Below are 17,214 nucleotides of genomic sequence, written 5' to 3' on the forward strand. Positions count from 1 at the left end.
TCAGAAGAGGGGGCGTTTCGTTGGTGTAAAGACTTCAGAAAGCGCTGTTTGAGGATCGAAAGTAAGAAGGTGCTCATTCTTAGTTCCCTGCACATGGAGGGTAAACGTCACTTCCTCACCGCGGCAAAGCCCATCAATTATTTTAGGGATTTCCAATGGAATGCCTGCGCCAACAGCCACAATGTCCACATTCGCTAGCATCGCTCCGTAGAGAGCTGGCAATAAAGGACTCTGAATCTTGTGTAGGAAGTTGATTCCGACCAGTCCTTCGTGGCCTTCTTTGGCTAGGTAGACTTCTGTAAAATTAGCTACGATGATTAGCTCTTTTAGTCGCCAGCACATTTTTTCCGAGGCCATGGGCTTCGGCAAGAATAGTTGATCGTCTGATTTGCCGCCTTCTATGAAATATTTCTCCAAAAGTCGTGCGATGACACTCTGATCAGGAAATGCCTTGAACGCGCGCCTGAGGTGGCCACCTAAGTCACCCATTTGTAGCTTCCTGATAAGGACCAGCTCAATGGCCGTGCTAGACACTATTCCTATTTGACCTTTGAGTGAGACTGACCTGGCAAGCTGCCAGCTCGAGATTCCAATACCCATACCGCCTTGAATGATTTGAGGAAATTCCATGACGACAGCTTTGTGAACCAGTCTGGTTAAATAAACAATAGAATAAAAGAGCGTTTATTCTTTTGTTTGTTCATTTGAAGAAAAGATTGTTACGGAACCTAGAGTTGGTGAACAAAAAAAGCACAGCGGGTGAGGCTGTGCTTTGGGGGAAATTGGGGGACGGATGTTATTCTTTCTCGTCTGCTGCGCGTCCTAGGTCGCCGCCGCTGTGGGTGCCGCCTCCTTTGGATTGGTTGCGTGAGCGGATCGAGAAGACAATTGGTACTCCGAGGATGTTGTGTTGCTCGCGGATGCGGTTAGAGAGGTACTGCTCGTAGTGCTCGTGCATGAGCTTCTTGTCATTGACGAAGAGGATGAACTGCGGGACGGGGATCGCTGTGTACTTGTCATTCACCACTGCAGTTGCGTACATCAGCTTTACCCGCTTCTTGTACTTTTTGTGCTGTGATGGTGGCTTGATATCGATCGCGTCGTTGAGGAGTCGGTTCAGACGGCCAGTGGTGATCACCCCCCTCTCTCCCCCTCTCCGATCTCCCCAACAACGTCCTCAGGGACACTCCGCAAAAAGCAAATACCTAGCAATCAATTAGCAATTAACTTGAAAGCTGCTGGTTCCATGGTCATATCCACGTATGCGGATTACATTATTTATCACCAGCCTGATTCTGGCAGTCCAGCCGATGTTGATAGCGGCGGTTCCCCCTAACATCGTATTCATCCTGAGTGATGACCAGGCGTGGACCGACTACGGATTCATGGAACACGCCGAGATCAAGACTCCTCACCTCGACAAGTTGGCCGCCCGCAGCTTGGTCATGCCAAACGGATACGTCGCAGCGCCACTTTGCCGACCGTCCCTCGCGTCGATGGCGACTGGGCTCTATCCGTTTCAACATGGGATCACCGGCAACGATGTCGATGGAAACAAAAATCGCGCCGAGCTGGACGTCCCGATGCGAGCGGCATTTCACCAGCACCCGAGCTTCATCAAACTACTCACCTCCAACGGCTACCTCGCCCATCAGTCAGGAAAATGGTGGGAGGGATCATGGCAAGATGGCGGGTTTACCCATGGCATGACCCACGGCGACCCCAAACGTGGCGGACGTCACGGCGATGAAGGACTGAAGATCGGCCGCACAGGCCTGAAACCGGTGACCGATTTCATCGATCACGCAACTCAGGAGAAAAAGCCGTTCTTACTCTGGTATGCACCCTTCCTGCCGCACACCCCGCACAACCCACCCAAAAGGCTACTCGAAAAATACACTAAACCTGGACGCGCCGCGGATGTGGCGAAGTACTTTGCTATGTGCGAATGGTTCGATGAAACCTGCGGCGAACTGCTCGATTACCTAGATCAAAAAAAAGTCCTAGAAAATACCATGGTGATCTACATCTGCGACAATGGCTGGGCCGCTCCGAGCACCAACAAAGAGGATCCGAATCAAAAACTCTGGGGAGGCTACGCCCAACGCTCCAAAAGCTCACCCTACGAAAATGGCACCCGCACACCCGTCATGATCTCATGGCCCGGCCATACAGAGTCGGCCCGAGTCCCTGACTTAGCGCATGCCATCGACCTGTTCCCTACCATTGCCGCCGCAGCCGGTATAGATCCGCCCGCCGACCTCCCCGGAATCAACCTGCTCGACGCCAAAGCCCGCCAAGCGCGTAAACGTGTGTTTGGCGTGTGCAACTCGACACACAACATCACCGTGGGCAACCCCGACGACACCCTGCAATACCTCTGGTGCATCGAAGGCGATTGGAAACTTCTCGTGCGCCATCACGGTAAGGATACCACCAAATACAAAAACCTCCACGTCTGGGACACACTTCCTGTTAGACTCTACAACCTTAAAAACGACCCTCAGGAAAAAAACGAATTGTCCGCCAGCCACCCGGAAATAGTCGACCGCCTGAAAAAGAACATCAAACAATGGCACCCCGTCCCCGCACAATAACACCTGGATCCTAACTTGAGCGGGCACCGATGAAACAGTCGCAATCATCGTATTTGGATTCCTCGTCTACCTCATTGCGGCCGTAATACACCCCTTGTCGGCCTTTCCTAAAACCTTGCCAAAAAGCAAAATTTCGAGCTATCCCGCCCTTGTTGATTTTCCATGGCGCAAGCAATCTTCAGGTTACGCCATTTTCTATGCCGGAAAAGACCCACTTGAAATGTGGATTAATTGTGCGAAATTGCCAGCCTGAAGGGATCAGCACGAGCTATCGAGCTCGAAGAATAATTTCCCCGTGATGAAAGGTGGGTCGCCTATACATCGTAAGAATGCCATTAATCCCAGCCAATAAAATTTCCAAATAATTTCATATGAGAAGATTTCGAATTACCGCGGTAGCATGCACCGCACTTCTAAACATTTGCCTGATTGAATGGGCAGCAGCTTCGGCGGATAAAACGAAGCCAGAAATCACCTTTCAGGTCTCGGATAACGTCGAGGCAATATTGGATAAGCGTTGTTACTTTTGCCACGACGAAGATGAACAAAAAGGCGACATCAGGCTGGATAACCTGAACGATCTAGACACTCCAAAGCGGTTGGATCTTTTCAACCGGATGCAGGAGCAGGTTTACTTTCGGCACATGCCGCCGAAAAAGAAGAAGCAGCCCACTGAGGAAGAACGAAATGCTCTTCTGGCGTACCTCTCAACCGAACTGGGTATTCACAAAGCTTCGACCTTGGAAGGAAAGCTGCAGAAACCTGAGTTTGGCAATTACGTCGATCACACAAAGCTCTTCTCCGGCGAATACAAAGATGAACCTGGCTTCACCTTTGACCGGCGCTGGCTGATCAGTGAATATATATTCAACGCGAAATTTCAGAGAATCCTAGAGAACAAGTCACAAATAAAACGCGGCAAACAAAGAACATCCGTCGTGGGCGGCAGCAAGATTCAGAACCTAAGCCTAGCCAACCCTTTTCTTCTGCCAAACGCCTCTGGAGTCAGGTATTACGCCAACGAGGATCTCACTGGTGGCCACTTGTCGAGCATGTTGACCAATGCCCAGAATACATCCGAATACATCACCAACGTAATGGTGAAGGGCAAAAATGCCAAATATCTTCCTGCCATCAATCAAATCATGGCGCTCGAAGACCAGCATCATGCGACATTGGCCTCACGCCGCGAATTCCTAGAAAACTTCATCGCACGACTCAGTGACGAGATCTATGGCGATGAAAACATCACGCTGCTACCCAGCTACCAGCCGGTGACGCTGAAGGATGTCAAGGAGCTTGAAAAGGGGGAGAAATACAAGAAGGCCCCGATCCACGTCGCCCAGAAAATGCTCAAGGGGCTGGAGGCCGATACCATGGTTTTTCGTCTCCTGATGGACCCCGTACACTCGGAAAAATCCGATGACCAATTCCGTGATCTATGTGAGCAAACTTGGTTTTACTTCGGCGACCACGAACGGAAAATCCAGGGCCGCATGACGCTGCTGCGTGATTACCTCACCGAGTTCCGCGAGCACGTGGAAAAAGCCCGACGCAAGATCAAACCTCTTATCTACAAGCCTCTCGCTGATTCTGAAATGGCTGTGATCGAATCGGCGATCCGCAAGCATCGCAACAAAGGCCATTACTATGGTGAAATTATCGAGAAATGCATGGCCGAGTGGACGCATGGTTTTGAGCAAGACCGCATCGCCGCAGGACCGCCGTCAGACGAACTCCTGTCCGCTCTCGTGGGTCAGCTGAGTGTGCAAATCCTGGAACGGTCTCCCGATAAAAAGGAAGCGGATGAGTATCTCACTCTGTCAAAGTCCTACGTGGCCAAACTCGGCAAGCTCAAGGCCATCCAGAAGCTCATCCAAACCTTCATTCTAGCGAGCGAATTTTCCTACCGTCAGGAATTCGGTGGCGGATCAGCAGACGAACATGGACGGCAGATGCTTTCGCCGCGCGATGCCAGTTACGCGATTGCTTACGCGCTAACAGACCAAAGCCCCGATGCGGAATTGGCCAGTGCTGCTGAGAGCGGCAAACTGAATACCCGGGAGGATTACAAACGGGAAGTCCTGCGCATGTTGAAGAATAGAGATACAAATTATCTCATCGATCCAATCCTCGCCGACAAAAATTATAACGACAACTCCACCAATGCGACTATTCGGAAGCTACGGTTCTTTCGCGAGTTTTTTGGATACCCCGCTGCGCTCACGGTTTTCAAGGATGAGAAACGGTTCGGTGGAGACCGGCTCGGGAATGCTACGTCGCGGCTCCTCAACGAAGCAGACCGGCTTGTCGAGCATATCCTGGAGAACGATACAAACGTTTTTGAAGAACTGCTAACCACCGAAAAATTCTACGTCTATCACGACGGAGACAATGAGCGGATGCAGGTAGCCTCGGACAGAATCAAGAGCATCTACGAGCACTTTAAGGACACCGACTGGAAGAACTTTAAGAAAGAAGACCTTCTCGATCACAAGGAGTTCCTGAAAGAAGTGAAGATGCGGAGTATCGATCCAGACAAACTAGATGCGAGAAACCGCCAGGGCGATACCATTAAGCTATTCAAGAAGTCGATGACGACTATTACCGCTAGGCTGGACAAAGGGCAAAAAGAGGCAGCTCCTTTCGACATGTATCGAGGATATGGATCTGAATTCATGCAAGGTGAAAACGTCGCTAAATTCTTCAACTACCGTAAGGATAACTGGGATTGGGCCGCCATCCAACCAGCAAAAGTAGCCAACCGTAAAGGTCTTCTCACCCACCCTGCCTGGCTGATTGCTTTTGCTAAGAACACCGAGACGGACCCGATTCACCGAGGTAAATGGGTGCGCGAAAAATTGCTCGCGGGCACCATCCCCGACGTACCTATCACCGTCGACGCCGTGATTCCGGAGGACCATAATAAAACCCTGCGCGCTCGGTTGGCAGGAGCCACTGGCGCAAAATCCTGCTGGAAGTGCCACGTCCACATGAACCCACTGGGCAACACATTCGAAAGCTATGATGACTTTGGCCGATTTAGAACTCAAGAGTCGCTCGAATATCCTGATAACCTCATCGAGAAGAAGCCAGATAAGCCCAAGGAGCGCAATCACCTGCTAGATCTTCGTGACATCTACAAGACGTTACCAGTTGATTCAAAAGGATACCTGAAGGGCACCGAAGACGATGCTCTGGATGGGGAACTGAAGGATGCAATTGATCTAGTTGAACGCCTGGGTAAATCTCGGCGGGTCCGCCAGTCGATCATCCGCCACGCCTTCCGCTATTTCATGGGCCGCAACGAGTCCCTTTCAGATTCAAAAACACTGATTGACGCCGAACAGGCTTATGTCGATAACGGCGGTAGTTTCGATGCCGTCATCGTATCACTGCTCACTTCAGATTCATTCATTTACCGCAAACCCATAGAGAACTAGACCGATGACAAACCGAAGAAATTTTTTAAGAACTTCAGCACTTAGCGCAGGTGCGATGTCTCTAGCCCCATCCTTTAACCAGCTGTTCGCCGCTCAAGGAGTTACGGGCACTGGGATGCCAAAGCGCTTCATCTTCATCCGAAAATCCAGCGGTATCCGTCCCTCTGAAATCGCCTTGCCTGATTTTTCAAACAAGGACAAAGCGCTCGATGAGAAGAAGCAACCACTCGAAGTGGATCTGGACAAACACGAGTTACCCAAGTGGTTGCGAGGCTTGGACGCACACAAGGCGAATATGACCATCCTGCAGGGGCTCTCGGCCAAAATGAGCGAAAACGTCCACTTCTCGTACTCATCGGTCATGGGCTGCTTCAAATCGAATCGAAACACCCTCAGTGCCATCAAGCGGGCAACCATCGACTTTGAACTAGCCAAGCTATTTCCTTCCCCGTTCGGCCACGTCGAGCTGTCATTCGCCGGCGGCCGCACTGGCATTGTCTCTGGCTATTCCGCACCATCACCGCAAACGCGAAATTACTGTTATGCGGATCCAGATACGGCACGAAGCGAACTCTTCAAATCCGTGCTAAACCCGCAAGCTGTTAACTCTGACAATGACATGCTGTCGTTTTTGCAGGGCAAAGAAGGTCTAAGAACAAGCGGCATAAGGGGTCATGAAAAGAGACGTCAGGAGGCACAGATCGAGTCGATTAATGCGATTCGCCAGCGCAATAAAAAACTGATCGCGCTTTCCGGATCGCTCGCCAAGCATTTGCCAGAGCTTGCACCCGTGCATCTAAATGGTGGCGCCAATGCGAGCACGCCTGAGAAACAAGAGGCCATGACAGAAGTGCTCATTTCTGCTTTGAAAGCCGGTTTGACCAACGTCGTCACCTATACGATTGATGACCTGGGAACGCCAGTCACCGGTCTACCTGGAAATGAAACGGACCGTGTCGGCATTCACCCCTTAGGGCATGACGAAGCCTTCGGCGGTGTGCCAGCCTGGAAGACCCGCGAGCAAATCCGCATTAGTCACGTCAATCAGATCAATACCATCGTCGAAAAACTCAAGCAAGCACCCGAGGGAAATGGCACCATGTTCGACAACACGATGATCATGTACTTTCCGGAAAATGGAGAAACCCACCACGGCATTGGCTTGGAGTCCCCTTTCCTCATCATGGCTGGCAATAACTGTAATCTGGATATCGCAGGCCGTTATATTCGCCTGCCGGTCCTCGGAACCGAAGGTCACAAGACCCTTGGCAACTTGTACACCACGCTGCTCAACGCCCACGGAAACCCGATCGAGCACTACGGCGACCTCGACCTGGAAATGGCACGCAAAAAACTCGACCAATCCGGCGCGATTAAGCAATTTATGACTTAATTTCTAGCCCCAGATTACTCAGATTTAACAGATTCTTCAATAGGTCATTTCTAGTATGGATCGGCGTGCGTGCAGCTCTATTTTTTAGGGAGTAAGGGCTTTTGATGACTGACACGATAAGGAGCTGTGATGCAACTTCTAACAGCCCAGTCCGCATTTGATATTCTTTGGCTTGGTGGTTCTACGAAAAATGGATACCAGCCCAGTCAAAGGCGTACCCGTATCGCTGGAATTATTTTCCCCGATTTAGCGAGTTTGCTTGCGAGGCGTTGGACGTATTTTCCGGCCTTATTACTTTTCAAGGTTGCTTTGACCCAGCTGTCCGGGATTTCACCCAGTGCGTTGATTTGAGTGATGGCATTGATGGTGTTGAGCTGGGCATATTCGTTGTTTTTTTTTGCGATTAAGCTCAGCCATGAGGGCGGTGACGGATTGTTCTTTTTTACCTAGGGTGAAAAGATATTGCGCGGCGGTGACTCGGATGGCCGACTGGGAGTCTGTGAGAAGCCGGGTCATATCGGGTTGGGCATGGTTAGCGGATTTCCCGGGGATGAGGATGCCTTGTGCTGCCCAATAGCGGGTGACCGGATCTTTGCTGTCGAGTGTCTTGATCAGGAGTGGCAGGTTTTTGGTGTTGCGGTCCGAGGCGGTGAATGCGAGGTCGGCCAGGCTGGGGAGCTTTGCGGAGCGTGTGTTCCAATAGCTAGAGATCGGTTGGCTGTGGGCAAGTTCGGCAAACATGGGTTCGGGGATGAGCCCAGTGTCTTTTACCTCGATCATTTTATTCTTAAGACGTGCCCGCATGGTGGTGAGGCGTTTAACGTGGCTGGTGTCGGTCGCGAGGTTATTGACCTCCCAGGGGTCGGATTGCAGATCGAAAAGTTCCTCGATGGGTTGATTGCCCAGCCATATGTCTTTATGCCGTCCCTTCAGTTTGCCCTCTTTCCAGGCTTGTTGCCAGGCGCGCCATCCGGCTTGACTGAATTGATAGTAGCTGTAGGGAGCCGCTGATAGATGCGGGGTGAACCTGCGGATGTATTTCCAGCGACCATCGGTCAGGCCTCGGCGCATACCGTAGATTTTATCGAATCGATCAGCGAAGAGGAAAACCATGTCGTCCTTGGCTGGCTCAACCCGATGGGTACCGAGAAATGCCCTGCCTTGCATTTGTTCGGGTTTTTTGGTGCCTGCGAGTGAGAGCAAGGTGGGGGCGAGGTCGACAAAGGCGACAGGTTCGTCGACTTTTTGACCTGGCTTGAAGCGTGAGAGGTGCTGCCATTTTTTGGGCACTTGCAGGAGCATCGGGATGTGAGTCCCGCTGTCCTTGAGATAGCGTTTGCCGCGTGGGGTGATGCCTACGTGGTCGCCGTAGTAGAGGATGATGGTGTCATCACCGAGGCCGGCATTTTTCAGTTCATCGAGAAGTTTTCCGACCTGGGTGTCGAGGGCCGTCATCGTGTCGTGGTAGATCGCGATGTCGGACCGAATTTCGGGCAGATCCGGTAAATAGGGACGGATGGTGACCTTGGCTGGATCGATCCGTGTTTTTTCGGGATGATGCCTCGTGCCCGGTTGTTGTTGATTTTTTCTTCGAACAGCGAGCTTTCGTGGGAAACCGTCAGGTTGAAAACGGCGAAGAAAGGTGCGCCATCGGGTCGGTTTTTGTAGTGGGCTTTTCTCGAGCATTCGTTCCATACGGAGGGGTCGTTGCCTTTGAAATTATAATCTGTTTTCGACCTGTTGGTACAGTAGTATCCGAGCTTACGGAGGTAGGACGTGTAGGGTTTATAGCTGGCCGAAATCGGGTGTCTGCTGCGCATGTGCTGGGTCCCCTGGGTGACGGCGTAGGCGCCGTTGAGGATGGTGGAGCGTGCGACGGCGCAGACCGGTGCGTTTGAGTAGGCGTGTTTGAAGAGCACACCGTGAGATGCCAGGTCATCCAGCCGGGGAGTTTGGGCTTCGTTGTTGCCGTAGCAGCCGAGCCAGCCGTAATCGTTATCCTCGGAAGTGATCCAGAGGATGTTAGGGAGGTCCGCTGCGATGGTGGGCAGTTGGAAAATGAGTGCGCTGACCAGCAGCAGGAAGGTCTTCATGGGTGAAACCTACCTTCTGGTGCAAGACATCAAAGTAAAATAGAGGTGAATCACTTTAGCATTGAATAGTGTCCTAGCAAGATTTTGGAACTGTGGCCGCTTGTTGATGTCGGGTACGTCGATATAGCGGGTGATCCCCTGCCAAAGAAAAATCGTTTTTGTGGGAAATAAACGTTGCCGGGTAGTATTATGAAAGTAGTAGGAAGAGATGTTTCATTTTTAGACTAACGTTTGAGGCTTGCCTCCCGCTACTGGGGGCACACCTCCGACTCAAGTTTAGGTTTGTCATCGCCCTCAGGCTTTGACTCCGGGCCGGGAGCGGGTTCGTCAGCGTCGCCTTGTTCGCTGTTTTGTTCAGCAAATGGATCACCCGTAGTATCGTCGTCCTCTTCAATACCAACGACTTTGGGCAACGTCCTCTCAATCAACTTGCCATCAAGTTGGTCAAAAAAGAGTTCGGCCTTCTCCTGTACGGTCAGAACATAGGTGCCACTTTACGAGCTCGCTACTATTCCTGAAATTCGTGGTAGAAGTCACTGTGCTCCAATTAGGAGTTAGGAGTTTTTACTTTTACGTGTTTCGCTGAGGAAACCTTCCCTGCCTTAGCTGCGGACCGATGCTACGTCCTTTGAGATCTGCATTTTGAGATCGTCCACTGAGTCAAATTTTTTCTCTGGGCGGATGAATTTGAGAAATTTTGCTTCGATGACTTTGTCATAGAGGTCGCCATTGAAGTCGAAAACGTGGACTTCTAACAAACGCCGAGCATTCTCGTTCTCGACAGTGGGACGTCGGCCTAAATTACCGATTGCTTTAAAATGAGCACCATCGATGACGGCTTCCAACTCCCATACTCCATCAGGTGGGAGTTGCTCATTGTGAGCCACCACATTGGCGGTTGGAAAGCCTAGCTGGCGTGCCAATTGCTTCCCCTTCTCCACTGTTCCCACCACGGTGTAATCGCGACCTAACATCTCCTTAGCTGCAGAAATATTTCCGTCACGGATCGCTTGGCGAATACGTGTACTGCTCACACGTTCACCTTGCACCATTACCGGTGGTGCGGCATCGACTTCAAAATCGAGTTCACTCCCCCACTGCTTCAAGCGCTGGACATTACCTCCGCGCTCTTTTCCAAAAATCCAATCTTCTCCAACAGCAATGTGCCGGAGTTGTCCTGAGTTCTGAGCGAGGTCTTCAATAAACTCCCTCGCCTCACGTCTTGAAAAATCGAGGGTGAATTCCTGGACGCAAAGGAAATCGACTCCGAGCTCAGCAAGTAGGTCTGCCTTATGCTGGATCGACGCCAAGATACGCCGGGGCGCGCGCTCAGGTGCTAGAACCCTGATCGGATGTGGCTCGAAAGTCACTACTCCAGCAAGTCCGCCATCTTTTTTAGCCGCCTCGACGGCGTGTCGGATGACTTCTTGGTGTCCCACATGGACTCCATCAAAGACACCTAGTGCTAGATGCACAGGCTTCTCTAACTGACGAAGTTCACCGATGTGATGGAACACCTTCATTAAGGTTATTCGGAAAGCATTTCTGCGATTTCATCGAGCTTGATCATCTTTTCGATAATTTGCTCGCGGGTGGCAACTTTGAGGTCTTCCGTCTTGATTGCTCGGCTGAGATCAAACTTACCTGAACGGGTACGGCGGAGAGCAATAAGGTGCGCCCCACAGCCAAGGTCTTGACCTATATCATGGGCGTAGGTGCGGACGTAGAAGCCTTTGGTGCAGTTGACGGTGAAGTCGACTTCAGGAAGTTCCACCCGGTGGACTTTGTAGTCCATGACTGTCACGGCTCGTGGTTTACGCTCCACGGTGATGCCTTTACGAGCAAGCTTATAGAGTGGCACACCGTTCCTCTTGATTGCTGAAACCATTGGTGGAATTTGCTCGAAATCACCCGAGAATTTCTTGAACGCTTTATCTATGTCCTTCTCGGAAAAGTCGGGAACATCCTTTACCTCTACTGTGTCGCTTTCTTTGTCTTGCGAACCAGTAGTAACGCCTAATTTGAGAGAACCGACGTAGACTTTGTCCTCGCACATCAACTTGTCCTGAAGCTTTGTCGCCTTTCCGATGACTAACATCATCACCCCAGTCGCCATCGGGTCAAGCGTGCCGCAGTGGCCAATTTTCTTAAATTTGAGTTGGCGGCGCGTGATGGCCACCAAGTCATGTGAGGTCATGTTAGGGTCTTTATCTACCACCAGCACACCGCTAGGAATTTCTTCAATATCACTCATCGATCAATTGTTTAGGAGTTTGCATCGAGACGGTCACGTAGCTCGGCAGAGACTGCGTCGCGGACACTCTCGATGGTGCCATCAGTGCGGATACCAGCAGCCATTGCGTGGCCACCGCCACCAAATACTTTGGCCACGTCACAGACGTTGATCTCCTTATTCTTCGAGCGCATACTCACACGGATCATACCATCTTTGAGTTCTTCGTAAAAGACTGCGACTTCCACTCCGTCGACAGCGCGAATCATATCAATGAGTCCTTCGCTATCCTCAGGCTTGAGTCCAAGTGCTATTTGCGTGCTGTAGACTAACTGCCAATCGGCCAATCGGCCGTCCTCGGAAAGTTGCAGGGTATTAAGTAATCGACGAAGAAGTTCGACTCGGCGGTATGGGTGGCTGTCGTAGGTTTTAGCATTGATCTGGCCAACCTTGAGGCCACGACGCATAAGATCAGCTGCCATTTCGTACGTTTCCGCCGTCGTGCTACCATACTGGAATGAGCCTGTATCGGTGGACACTGCTACGTAGATGGCATCGCGAGTCACATCAGACAAAGGGAAACCTTCTGAGGTGATGAAGTTGTAAAGAATCTGGCCAGTCGCTGGGGAGGTGGAATCGATGTAATTTAAATCTCCATATTCAGGGTTAGATATATGGTGATCCATGTTGATCCAGAGCTTTGCCTTGGATGCGGCCTTAAGCGCATTATCACCGAGACGTGGCTTGGTGGCGCAGTCGAGTGCTATGGCGACCTCTACATCGAGCACTTCTCCTTTAGGTTGAATGAGATTTTCTGAATGTGGCAAAAAGGCGAGATTATCCGGCAAGCCATCTTCGTTGACATAATAGACAGTCTTGCCCAATTGCTCGAGCGCGTGGCCGATAGCTAACTGCGAGCCAATAGCATCGCCATCAGGACGGACGTGGCTCATGATGATGAAGGACTGGTGCTCGCGCAGAGCTTGGGCAATTTCAGGAAAAGTGGAGTTACTCATATTGATAAAAAAATCTTAGAAGGTGTTGATTGTCTCCAGACTCCTAGTTCAAGCAAGCGAAAGCATTGATAGTTTGAAGATTTATGAAATCTCTAATCTATCCTCAATGCTTTTGCGCTGGTCTTTTTTTAGACCAGCCACCACCAATCGATACGAATGCTCCACCAGGTCGTGAAGTAATGCGGTAGGCAGACTACCATTAAGTTCGACGGTATTCCAGTGGCGCTTGTTCATATGCCACCCTGGCTGAATGGCATCATATTGGTCACGCAAATCCAGCGCTCTTTCTGGATCGCATTTCAGATTTATCCCAACAGGAACCCTCTGAGGGTCAGTCACCGCAAACATCTTACCAGCCACTTTGTAAACCAACGCATCCGGCCCAAAAGGGGTCGTTTCTTCCACCTCAGGCAAGGACATGCAACACCCAATCATTTCAGCCAAATCCATTGCAGCCACTTTATAATACCTATCAAATAGTATCAACCCTCACATAATACCACTGAGAGATTGAAAAGAGACTAATGGCGGAGCTATTTTCTGAGAAATCAAGACTTGATGAAGGAGTGATGCTCGCATCGTAACTGAAGAGAAACGCTCGATCAGGAGAAGTGAACCATCATCAATCGGTCATTGCTATGTCCCCTATCACCAGCTAATCATACGCCATGAAAATAAGAATTTTCTTCTCGCTATTATTGCTTTGCCTTCTCTCGCAGAACGCGTCTTCCATCATGCTGCGTGGCGAATACCCGTGGGACGTGAAGCTGCGGAGCTTCTATGATCTCGAGATGGAGAAAACACTGAAAACGGTGCCCTGGCTTCTCAATCTCGGGCCAACAGGAATCCGCGCACGCATCTACCCCGACAAGCCGAACCAACTCGCGGTCAAGTATGTATTCCAGGACAAGCAATCGCCCGCTAAAGCTTATCGAAATCGATGACATCATCGTCGGCGCCAATGGTAAAAGGTTTAAAACATCCCATCGCTTTGGCCGCAACCTCCGCGGCGGTGGTGGCTGGGACGGCCCAATGATGGAGCTGGCGGCTTACATTGAAGACAGCCAAGGAAGTGACGGAAAACTCAATCTTATGGTTTGGCCACAAGGTAAACAAACAGACCAAAAAACGGTCACCGTACCACTCAGAGTGGTCGGCCGGTTTGCTGACACCTTCCCCTACAACTGCAAGCGCTCCGAGATGATGCTCGAAGAACTCTGCGACTTTATCGTGATGGACTACTAGTCAGGCAACTGGAAATCACCAAACACCTTCCACGGTGGCCCACATAACAAGGCGCACCAAATGCTGGCTCTGATGGCGAGCAACAACTCGAAGTATAAGAGCGTCATCAAGGACAACATCAAGAGTTACTACAATCTGCGCTACCAACCTGACGGCGGCGGTTTTCAGACATGGAGGTGGGGATTCGAGGGCATCGTCATGGGTGAGTACTACCTCTTGCATAAGGACAGAAAACTCCTACCAGCCATCGAGTCACTCACAGCTGCCATGCCACTAGGTTCACGTAATGGCAACGGCATCTACACACACCGCGCCGAGCTCAACCTGAGACTCACCGGCAAAAAGCCCTATGCCTCCATCGCCGCTATTTCTGGACTGCAAATGATCGCCATGAGGCTGTTCGACAAAGCTGAACTTCCCTACGACGAATCTCTCTACCAGAATATCCATCAACATTACCTCAACAGCGCGACACCAGACACGGCACAAATCTCCTACGCCTTCAACTCCGCGGACCGCTTCAACGACCCTAAAATCACCCCCCGCCACGCCATCATCAAACTGAAAAAACCTAGTAAAGGCAGCAAAAGCGGCAAGGGAGCTGGCTATTTGCTCCCCAACGGGATGAAAGACATAGGCGACTATGATGTATTCTGGCCAACCAAGGCCGATCCCCGATTTAAGCCGACCGATTGGCTCGAAAAGGAAGCCGACACCAATATCGTTACCGAGCTGATGGATAAGGGCATTCTGCGCGTGGACCGTAATCACCCGGACTACAAGCAAGCTCCAGAGCCAAAGAAAGCCTACAAAACAACCCGCAGCGGCTCACACCTAGCCCCCGTTGGTATGGGCGCTGTGGCGCACATGGTGCGTGGCGACATTCCTACTTCCTGGAAATATCTTGGCAGACATCTAGCCAACACCTGTGCAATCGCCCCCGGCAACGCCTTCGACGGCCACGCTGGTGGTAACCTCCACGGATTCTGGAGTATTCTCGGATCTGCGCAGAGTGATCAACCGAAGCAGCTCCGTGCTTACTTCGATTACATGAAGACCTTCCTGATTCTCTCAGAAACTCACAACGGAGGTTTGATCCTCCAGCCGTGGGGCAGAGACCGCCCGAACTGCAACTCGGACTGCTCCTACGGTCCACGCACCCTGACGACTGCCACTGGAGCCATCTTGTTGTCGCTCGGCAAGAGGCACCTACAAATCACCGGCGCTGGAACATCGGCCGCTGTTAGTAATTCGACTCCGAAAAGAGGATTCAGCAGCCCACGCAGAAAAGCACGTTCCATCTCCGACGAACGCCGGACACTTCTGGACAAGGGACTGATCAAATTACTTTCCGAGATCAGCTACGCCAACGAGCTGAAACCAAACCCGATCAGCATATCGAAAGCTCGAGGGAACATATGGCTGGCGAAAGTCGAGAGCTCGAGCAAACTGACATTCCAAGCGTTGAAAGGCGATAAACAGGCAACTTTTGATTTCACCGACCTCACTCCAAAAGATCACGCCACGCTGGCACAACTGGTGGCAACCTATCGCCCAGAAAACAAAGAAGCTCTGGCATCTGCAGGGTTGTATAGCGAAATCATCGGCGACACTAAAACAGCCGATGCCTACTACGAGAAGATAGGCTCCGAGCTGAAGGAAACGATCTACCAGTTGTTCGAGTAGTCATAACACATAGTGCTTCAAAAGAAGCCCCTAAATAACCAACACTGTGCAAGTCGAGTCGATCAAAGTGAAATCCCTACTAATGCAACTAAAGCCGTCAAACCTACTTAAATTTAAACACCCACGCGCTGCTGCCTCATTCGTGGCCGCAGTCATTTGTTTCACTTCCATTCATTCAGCTGATGCAGCACCGACTGCAAAACAACCAGAGACATCAGAATTGGGATTAACTGTGAGTGAATATGCCCCCGGCGGAAGTGACCCAGCAGTCTTCAAGGGAGCGACACACATTGCCTTCGGGCCGAAAGGTCAAGAAATCGTCACCGACCTTAATAACAACCGATTCATGTATCGTGACGGCGCCAGTGACCTACTCAAGGTGTCACCAATCAAAGTCCGCGGCCACCACTCGGTCATCTACAATCCCGTGGATAAGCTTTACTATGCCAACGACACCGACAACCACAGGCTGATCTCCTTTGCTGATCTCTCGAAGGCTAAGATAACCGCCCAGACCAATAAAATCCAGGGTGTTGCATTGAAGCGTCCGCACGACATCGTGATCGATCCCGCCACAGGTTGGATCTATGCGCTCAACCCCAACTCGGGCCACGTCTTTCGTTTCTCAGCCATCGGAAAAAACGAGAGCGTTCTCAGTCTGGGAAAACACCTCGGTGGTTATTCTCGGAGTTTGACTTTTGTGAATGGCCACTTGTATGTCATTGGCTCAGCGGCTGGCCGTATCATTGAGGTTCTCGATTGGGACAAGGCGCAGGTCAAGGTTTACAATAGCTTCAAGAAAAAGCGCGGTGCGCCTGCCGGATCTTGGACCAAAACTGGCTTGGTTCTCAATGACGCCGAGTTTTTCAATGGATTCTGGTATGCGACCAGTTATTTTAGCCCGAAGTACTCTAGCGGAACCAACCCCGACGAGAACAAGTTCATTCGCTTCGCCACCCTCGACGACCTCGTCACCGGAAATTGGCAAGATCTCAGCGGTTTGGTTCCCGACGGAATGACCCCCTACTATCTCACCGCCCGAGCCGACCACCTCTACCTCGCAGTCTTCGACGACGTGAAGCTCGGAGGTGGAAACGATGTGATACTCCAGCTCTCCCCACTCAAAAAGTAAATCCCTTGCAGATATAGACACACAATATTTACAAGTACCGTGGCGGCGGTTTCCAACCGCCAAGCCCAACACTATCAAACACGGACGAGGCGGTTAGAAACCGCCGTCACATTCTCGCACATTTAGACGCACAATATCCCCAGAAAATATAACTCCCCTCTAGCCCAACGGGCTTCCGTAACTTAGCCCAGTGTTGGGACGAAGTTCCTACGCTGGGATAAAACACCTCTAATAGGACAACTCTGTAGGAGTTGCGGAACTTGAGACACCGCATCACCCTTCCACAATACTTTCAGCATTGCCCACTAGATCATACGGAAACCCAAGGTAGCCTCCTGTTGTCGGCAACCATTGGGCTAAGTTCCGATAGCCCTTC

At 51.1% G+C, this 17,214-nt stretch carries 14 protein-coding genes and 1 pseudogene; 6 read left to right on the forward strand and 9 right to left on the reverse strand.

Features of this window, described 5'->3' with window-relative positions; all coding sequences use genetic code 11:
* Both BSZ32_RS01035 and BSZ32_RS01040 read right to left on the reverse strand, forming a co-directional pair.
* Complete coding sequence (locus tag BSZ32_RS01035) at positions 1–630, reverse strand: hypothetical protein (RefSeq protein WP_105041701.1); 630 nt, start codon at positions 628–630, stop codon at positions 1–3.
* 166 nt (positions 631–796) lie between these two features.
* Positions 797–1,138, reverse strand: coding sequence for a hypothetical protein (locus tag BSZ32_RS01040; protein ID WP_240610531.1), 342 nt, complete (start codon positions 1,136–1,138; stop codon positions 797–799).
* A 124-nt stretch (positions 1,139–1,262) separates the two neighbouring features.
* On the opposite strand from BSZ32_RS01040, the gene BSZ32_RS01045 reads away from it, so the two are divergent.
* The 3 genes from BSZ32_RS01045 to BSZ32_RS01055 all read left to right on the forward strand — a co-directional run bounded on the left by BSZ32_RS01045 (position 1,263) and on the right by BSZ32_RS01055 (position 7,433).
* On the forward strand, positions 1,263–2,597 hold the full coding sequence (locus BSZ32_RS01045; RefSeq protein WP_105041702.1) for a sulfatase-like hydrolase/transferase: 1,335 nt from the start codon (positions 1,263–1,265) through the stop codon (positions 2,595–2,597).
* 371 nt (positions 2,598–2,968) lie between these two features.
* A complete protein-coding gene (locus tag BSZ32_RS01050) occupies positions 2,969–6,040 on the forward strand; it encodes a DUF1588 domain-containing protein (RefSeq protein WP_105041703.1) in 3,072 nt (1,023 codons plus the stop codon).
* A 115-nt stretch (positions 6,041–6,155) separates the two neighbouring features.
* On the forward strand, positions 6,156–7,433 hold the full coding sequence (locus tag BSZ32_RS01055) for a DUF1552 domain-containing protein (RefSeq protein WP_165788561.1): 1,278 nt from the start codon (positions 6,156–6,158) through the stop codon (positions 7,431–7,433).
* Between the two features lie 330 nt (positions 7,434–7,763).
* On the opposite strand, the gene BSZ32_RS01060 is transcribed toward BSZ32_RS01055, so the two are convergent.
* From BSZ32_RS01060 to BSZ32_RS01090, 7 genes are all read right to left on the reverse strand, one after another.
* Complete coding sequence (locus BSZ32_RS01060) at positions 7,764–8,972, reverse strand: sulfatase-like hydrolase/transferase (RefSeq protein WP_240610685.1); 1,209 nt, start codon at positions 8,970–8,972, stop codon at positions 7,764–7,766.
* Positions 8,885–9,526 carry a sulfatase-like hydrolase/transferase gene (locus tag BSZ32_RS01065; RefSeq protein ID WP_105041706.1) on the reverse strand — a complete coding sequence of 214 codons (642 nt, stop codon included), beginning with the start codon at positions 9,524–9,526 and terminating at the stop codon, positions 8,885–8,887. The genes BSZ32_RS01060 and BSZ32_RS01065 overlap by 88 nt, the downstream gene beginning before the upstream one ends.
* A 248-nt stretch (positions 9,527–9,774) precedes the next feature.
* Positions 9,775–9,939 carry a hypothetical protein gene (locus BSZ32_RS18570; protein ID WP_165788562.1) on the reverse strand — a complete coding sequence of 55 codons (165 nt, stop codon included), beginning with the start codon at positions 9,937–9,939 and terminating at the stop codon, positions 9,775–9,777.
* A 189-nt stretch (positions 9,940–10,128) separates the two neighbouring features.
* The gene (locus BSZ32_RS01075) at positions 10,129–11,043 is read right to left on the reverse strand and encodes a bifunctional riboflavin kinase/FAD synthetase (RefSeq protein ID WP_165788563.1); all 915 of its coding nucleotides are present in this window, start codon (positions 11,041–11,043) and stop codon (positions 10,129–10,131) included.
* Between the two features lie 11 nt (positions 11,044–11,054).
* Positions 11,055–11,780, reverse strand: a complete 726-nt coding sequence (truB, locus tag BSZ32_RS01080; protein ID WP_105041709.1) for a tRNA pseudouridine(55) synthase TruB — start codon at positions 11,778–11,780, stop codon at positions 11,055–11,057.
* Between the two features lie 11 nt (positions 11,781–11,791).
* Positions 11,792–12,775, reverse strand: a complete 984-nt coding sequence (locus BSZ32_RS01085) for a DHH family phosphoesterase (RefSeq protein WP_105041710.1) — start codon at positions 12,773–12,775, stop codon at positions 11,792–11,794.
* An 81-nt stretch (positions 12,776–12,856) separates the two neighbouring features.
* Complete coding sequence (locus BSZ32_RS01090; protein WP_105044730.1) at positions 12,857–13,225, reverse strand: MmcQ/YjbR family DNA-binding protein; 369 nt, start codon at positions 13,223–13,225, stop codon at positions 12,857–12,859.
* Between the two features lie 218 nt (positions 13,226–13,443).
* On the opposite strand from BSZ32_RS01090, the gene BSZ32_RS18170 reads away from it, so the two are divergent.
* The 3 genes and pseudogenes from BSZ32_RS18170 (at position 13,444) to BSZ32_RS01105 (ending at position 16,838) form a co-directional block, all read left to right on the forward strand.
* Entirely contained in the window at positions 13,444–13,719 is a 276-nt protein-coding gene (locus BSZ32_RS18170; RefSeq protein ID WP_129589523.1) for a hypothetical protein, read from the forward strand.
* Positions 13,670–15,706: pseudogene (locus BSZ32_RS01100) on the forward strand (DUF6288 domain-containing protein). The gene BSZ32_RS18170 and the pseudogene BSZ32_RS01100 overlap by 50 nt, the downstream one beginning before the upstream one ends.
* Positions 15,707–15,788: 82 nt before the next feature.
* On the forward strand, positions 15,789–16,838 hold the full coding sequence (locus tag BSZ32_RS01105; protein ID WP_206018681.1) for an NHL repeat-containing protein: 1,050 nt from the start codon (positions 15,789–15,791) through the stop codon (positions 16,836–16,838).
* Positions 16,839–17,214 lie beyond the last annotated feature (376 nt).

Source organism: Rubritalea profundi, assembly GCF_002954445.1.
In the GTDB taxonomy this organism is placed as follows: domain Bacteria; phylum Verrucomicrobiota; class Verrucomicrobiia; order Verrucomicrobiales; family Akkermansiaceae; genus Rubritalea; species Rubritalea profundi.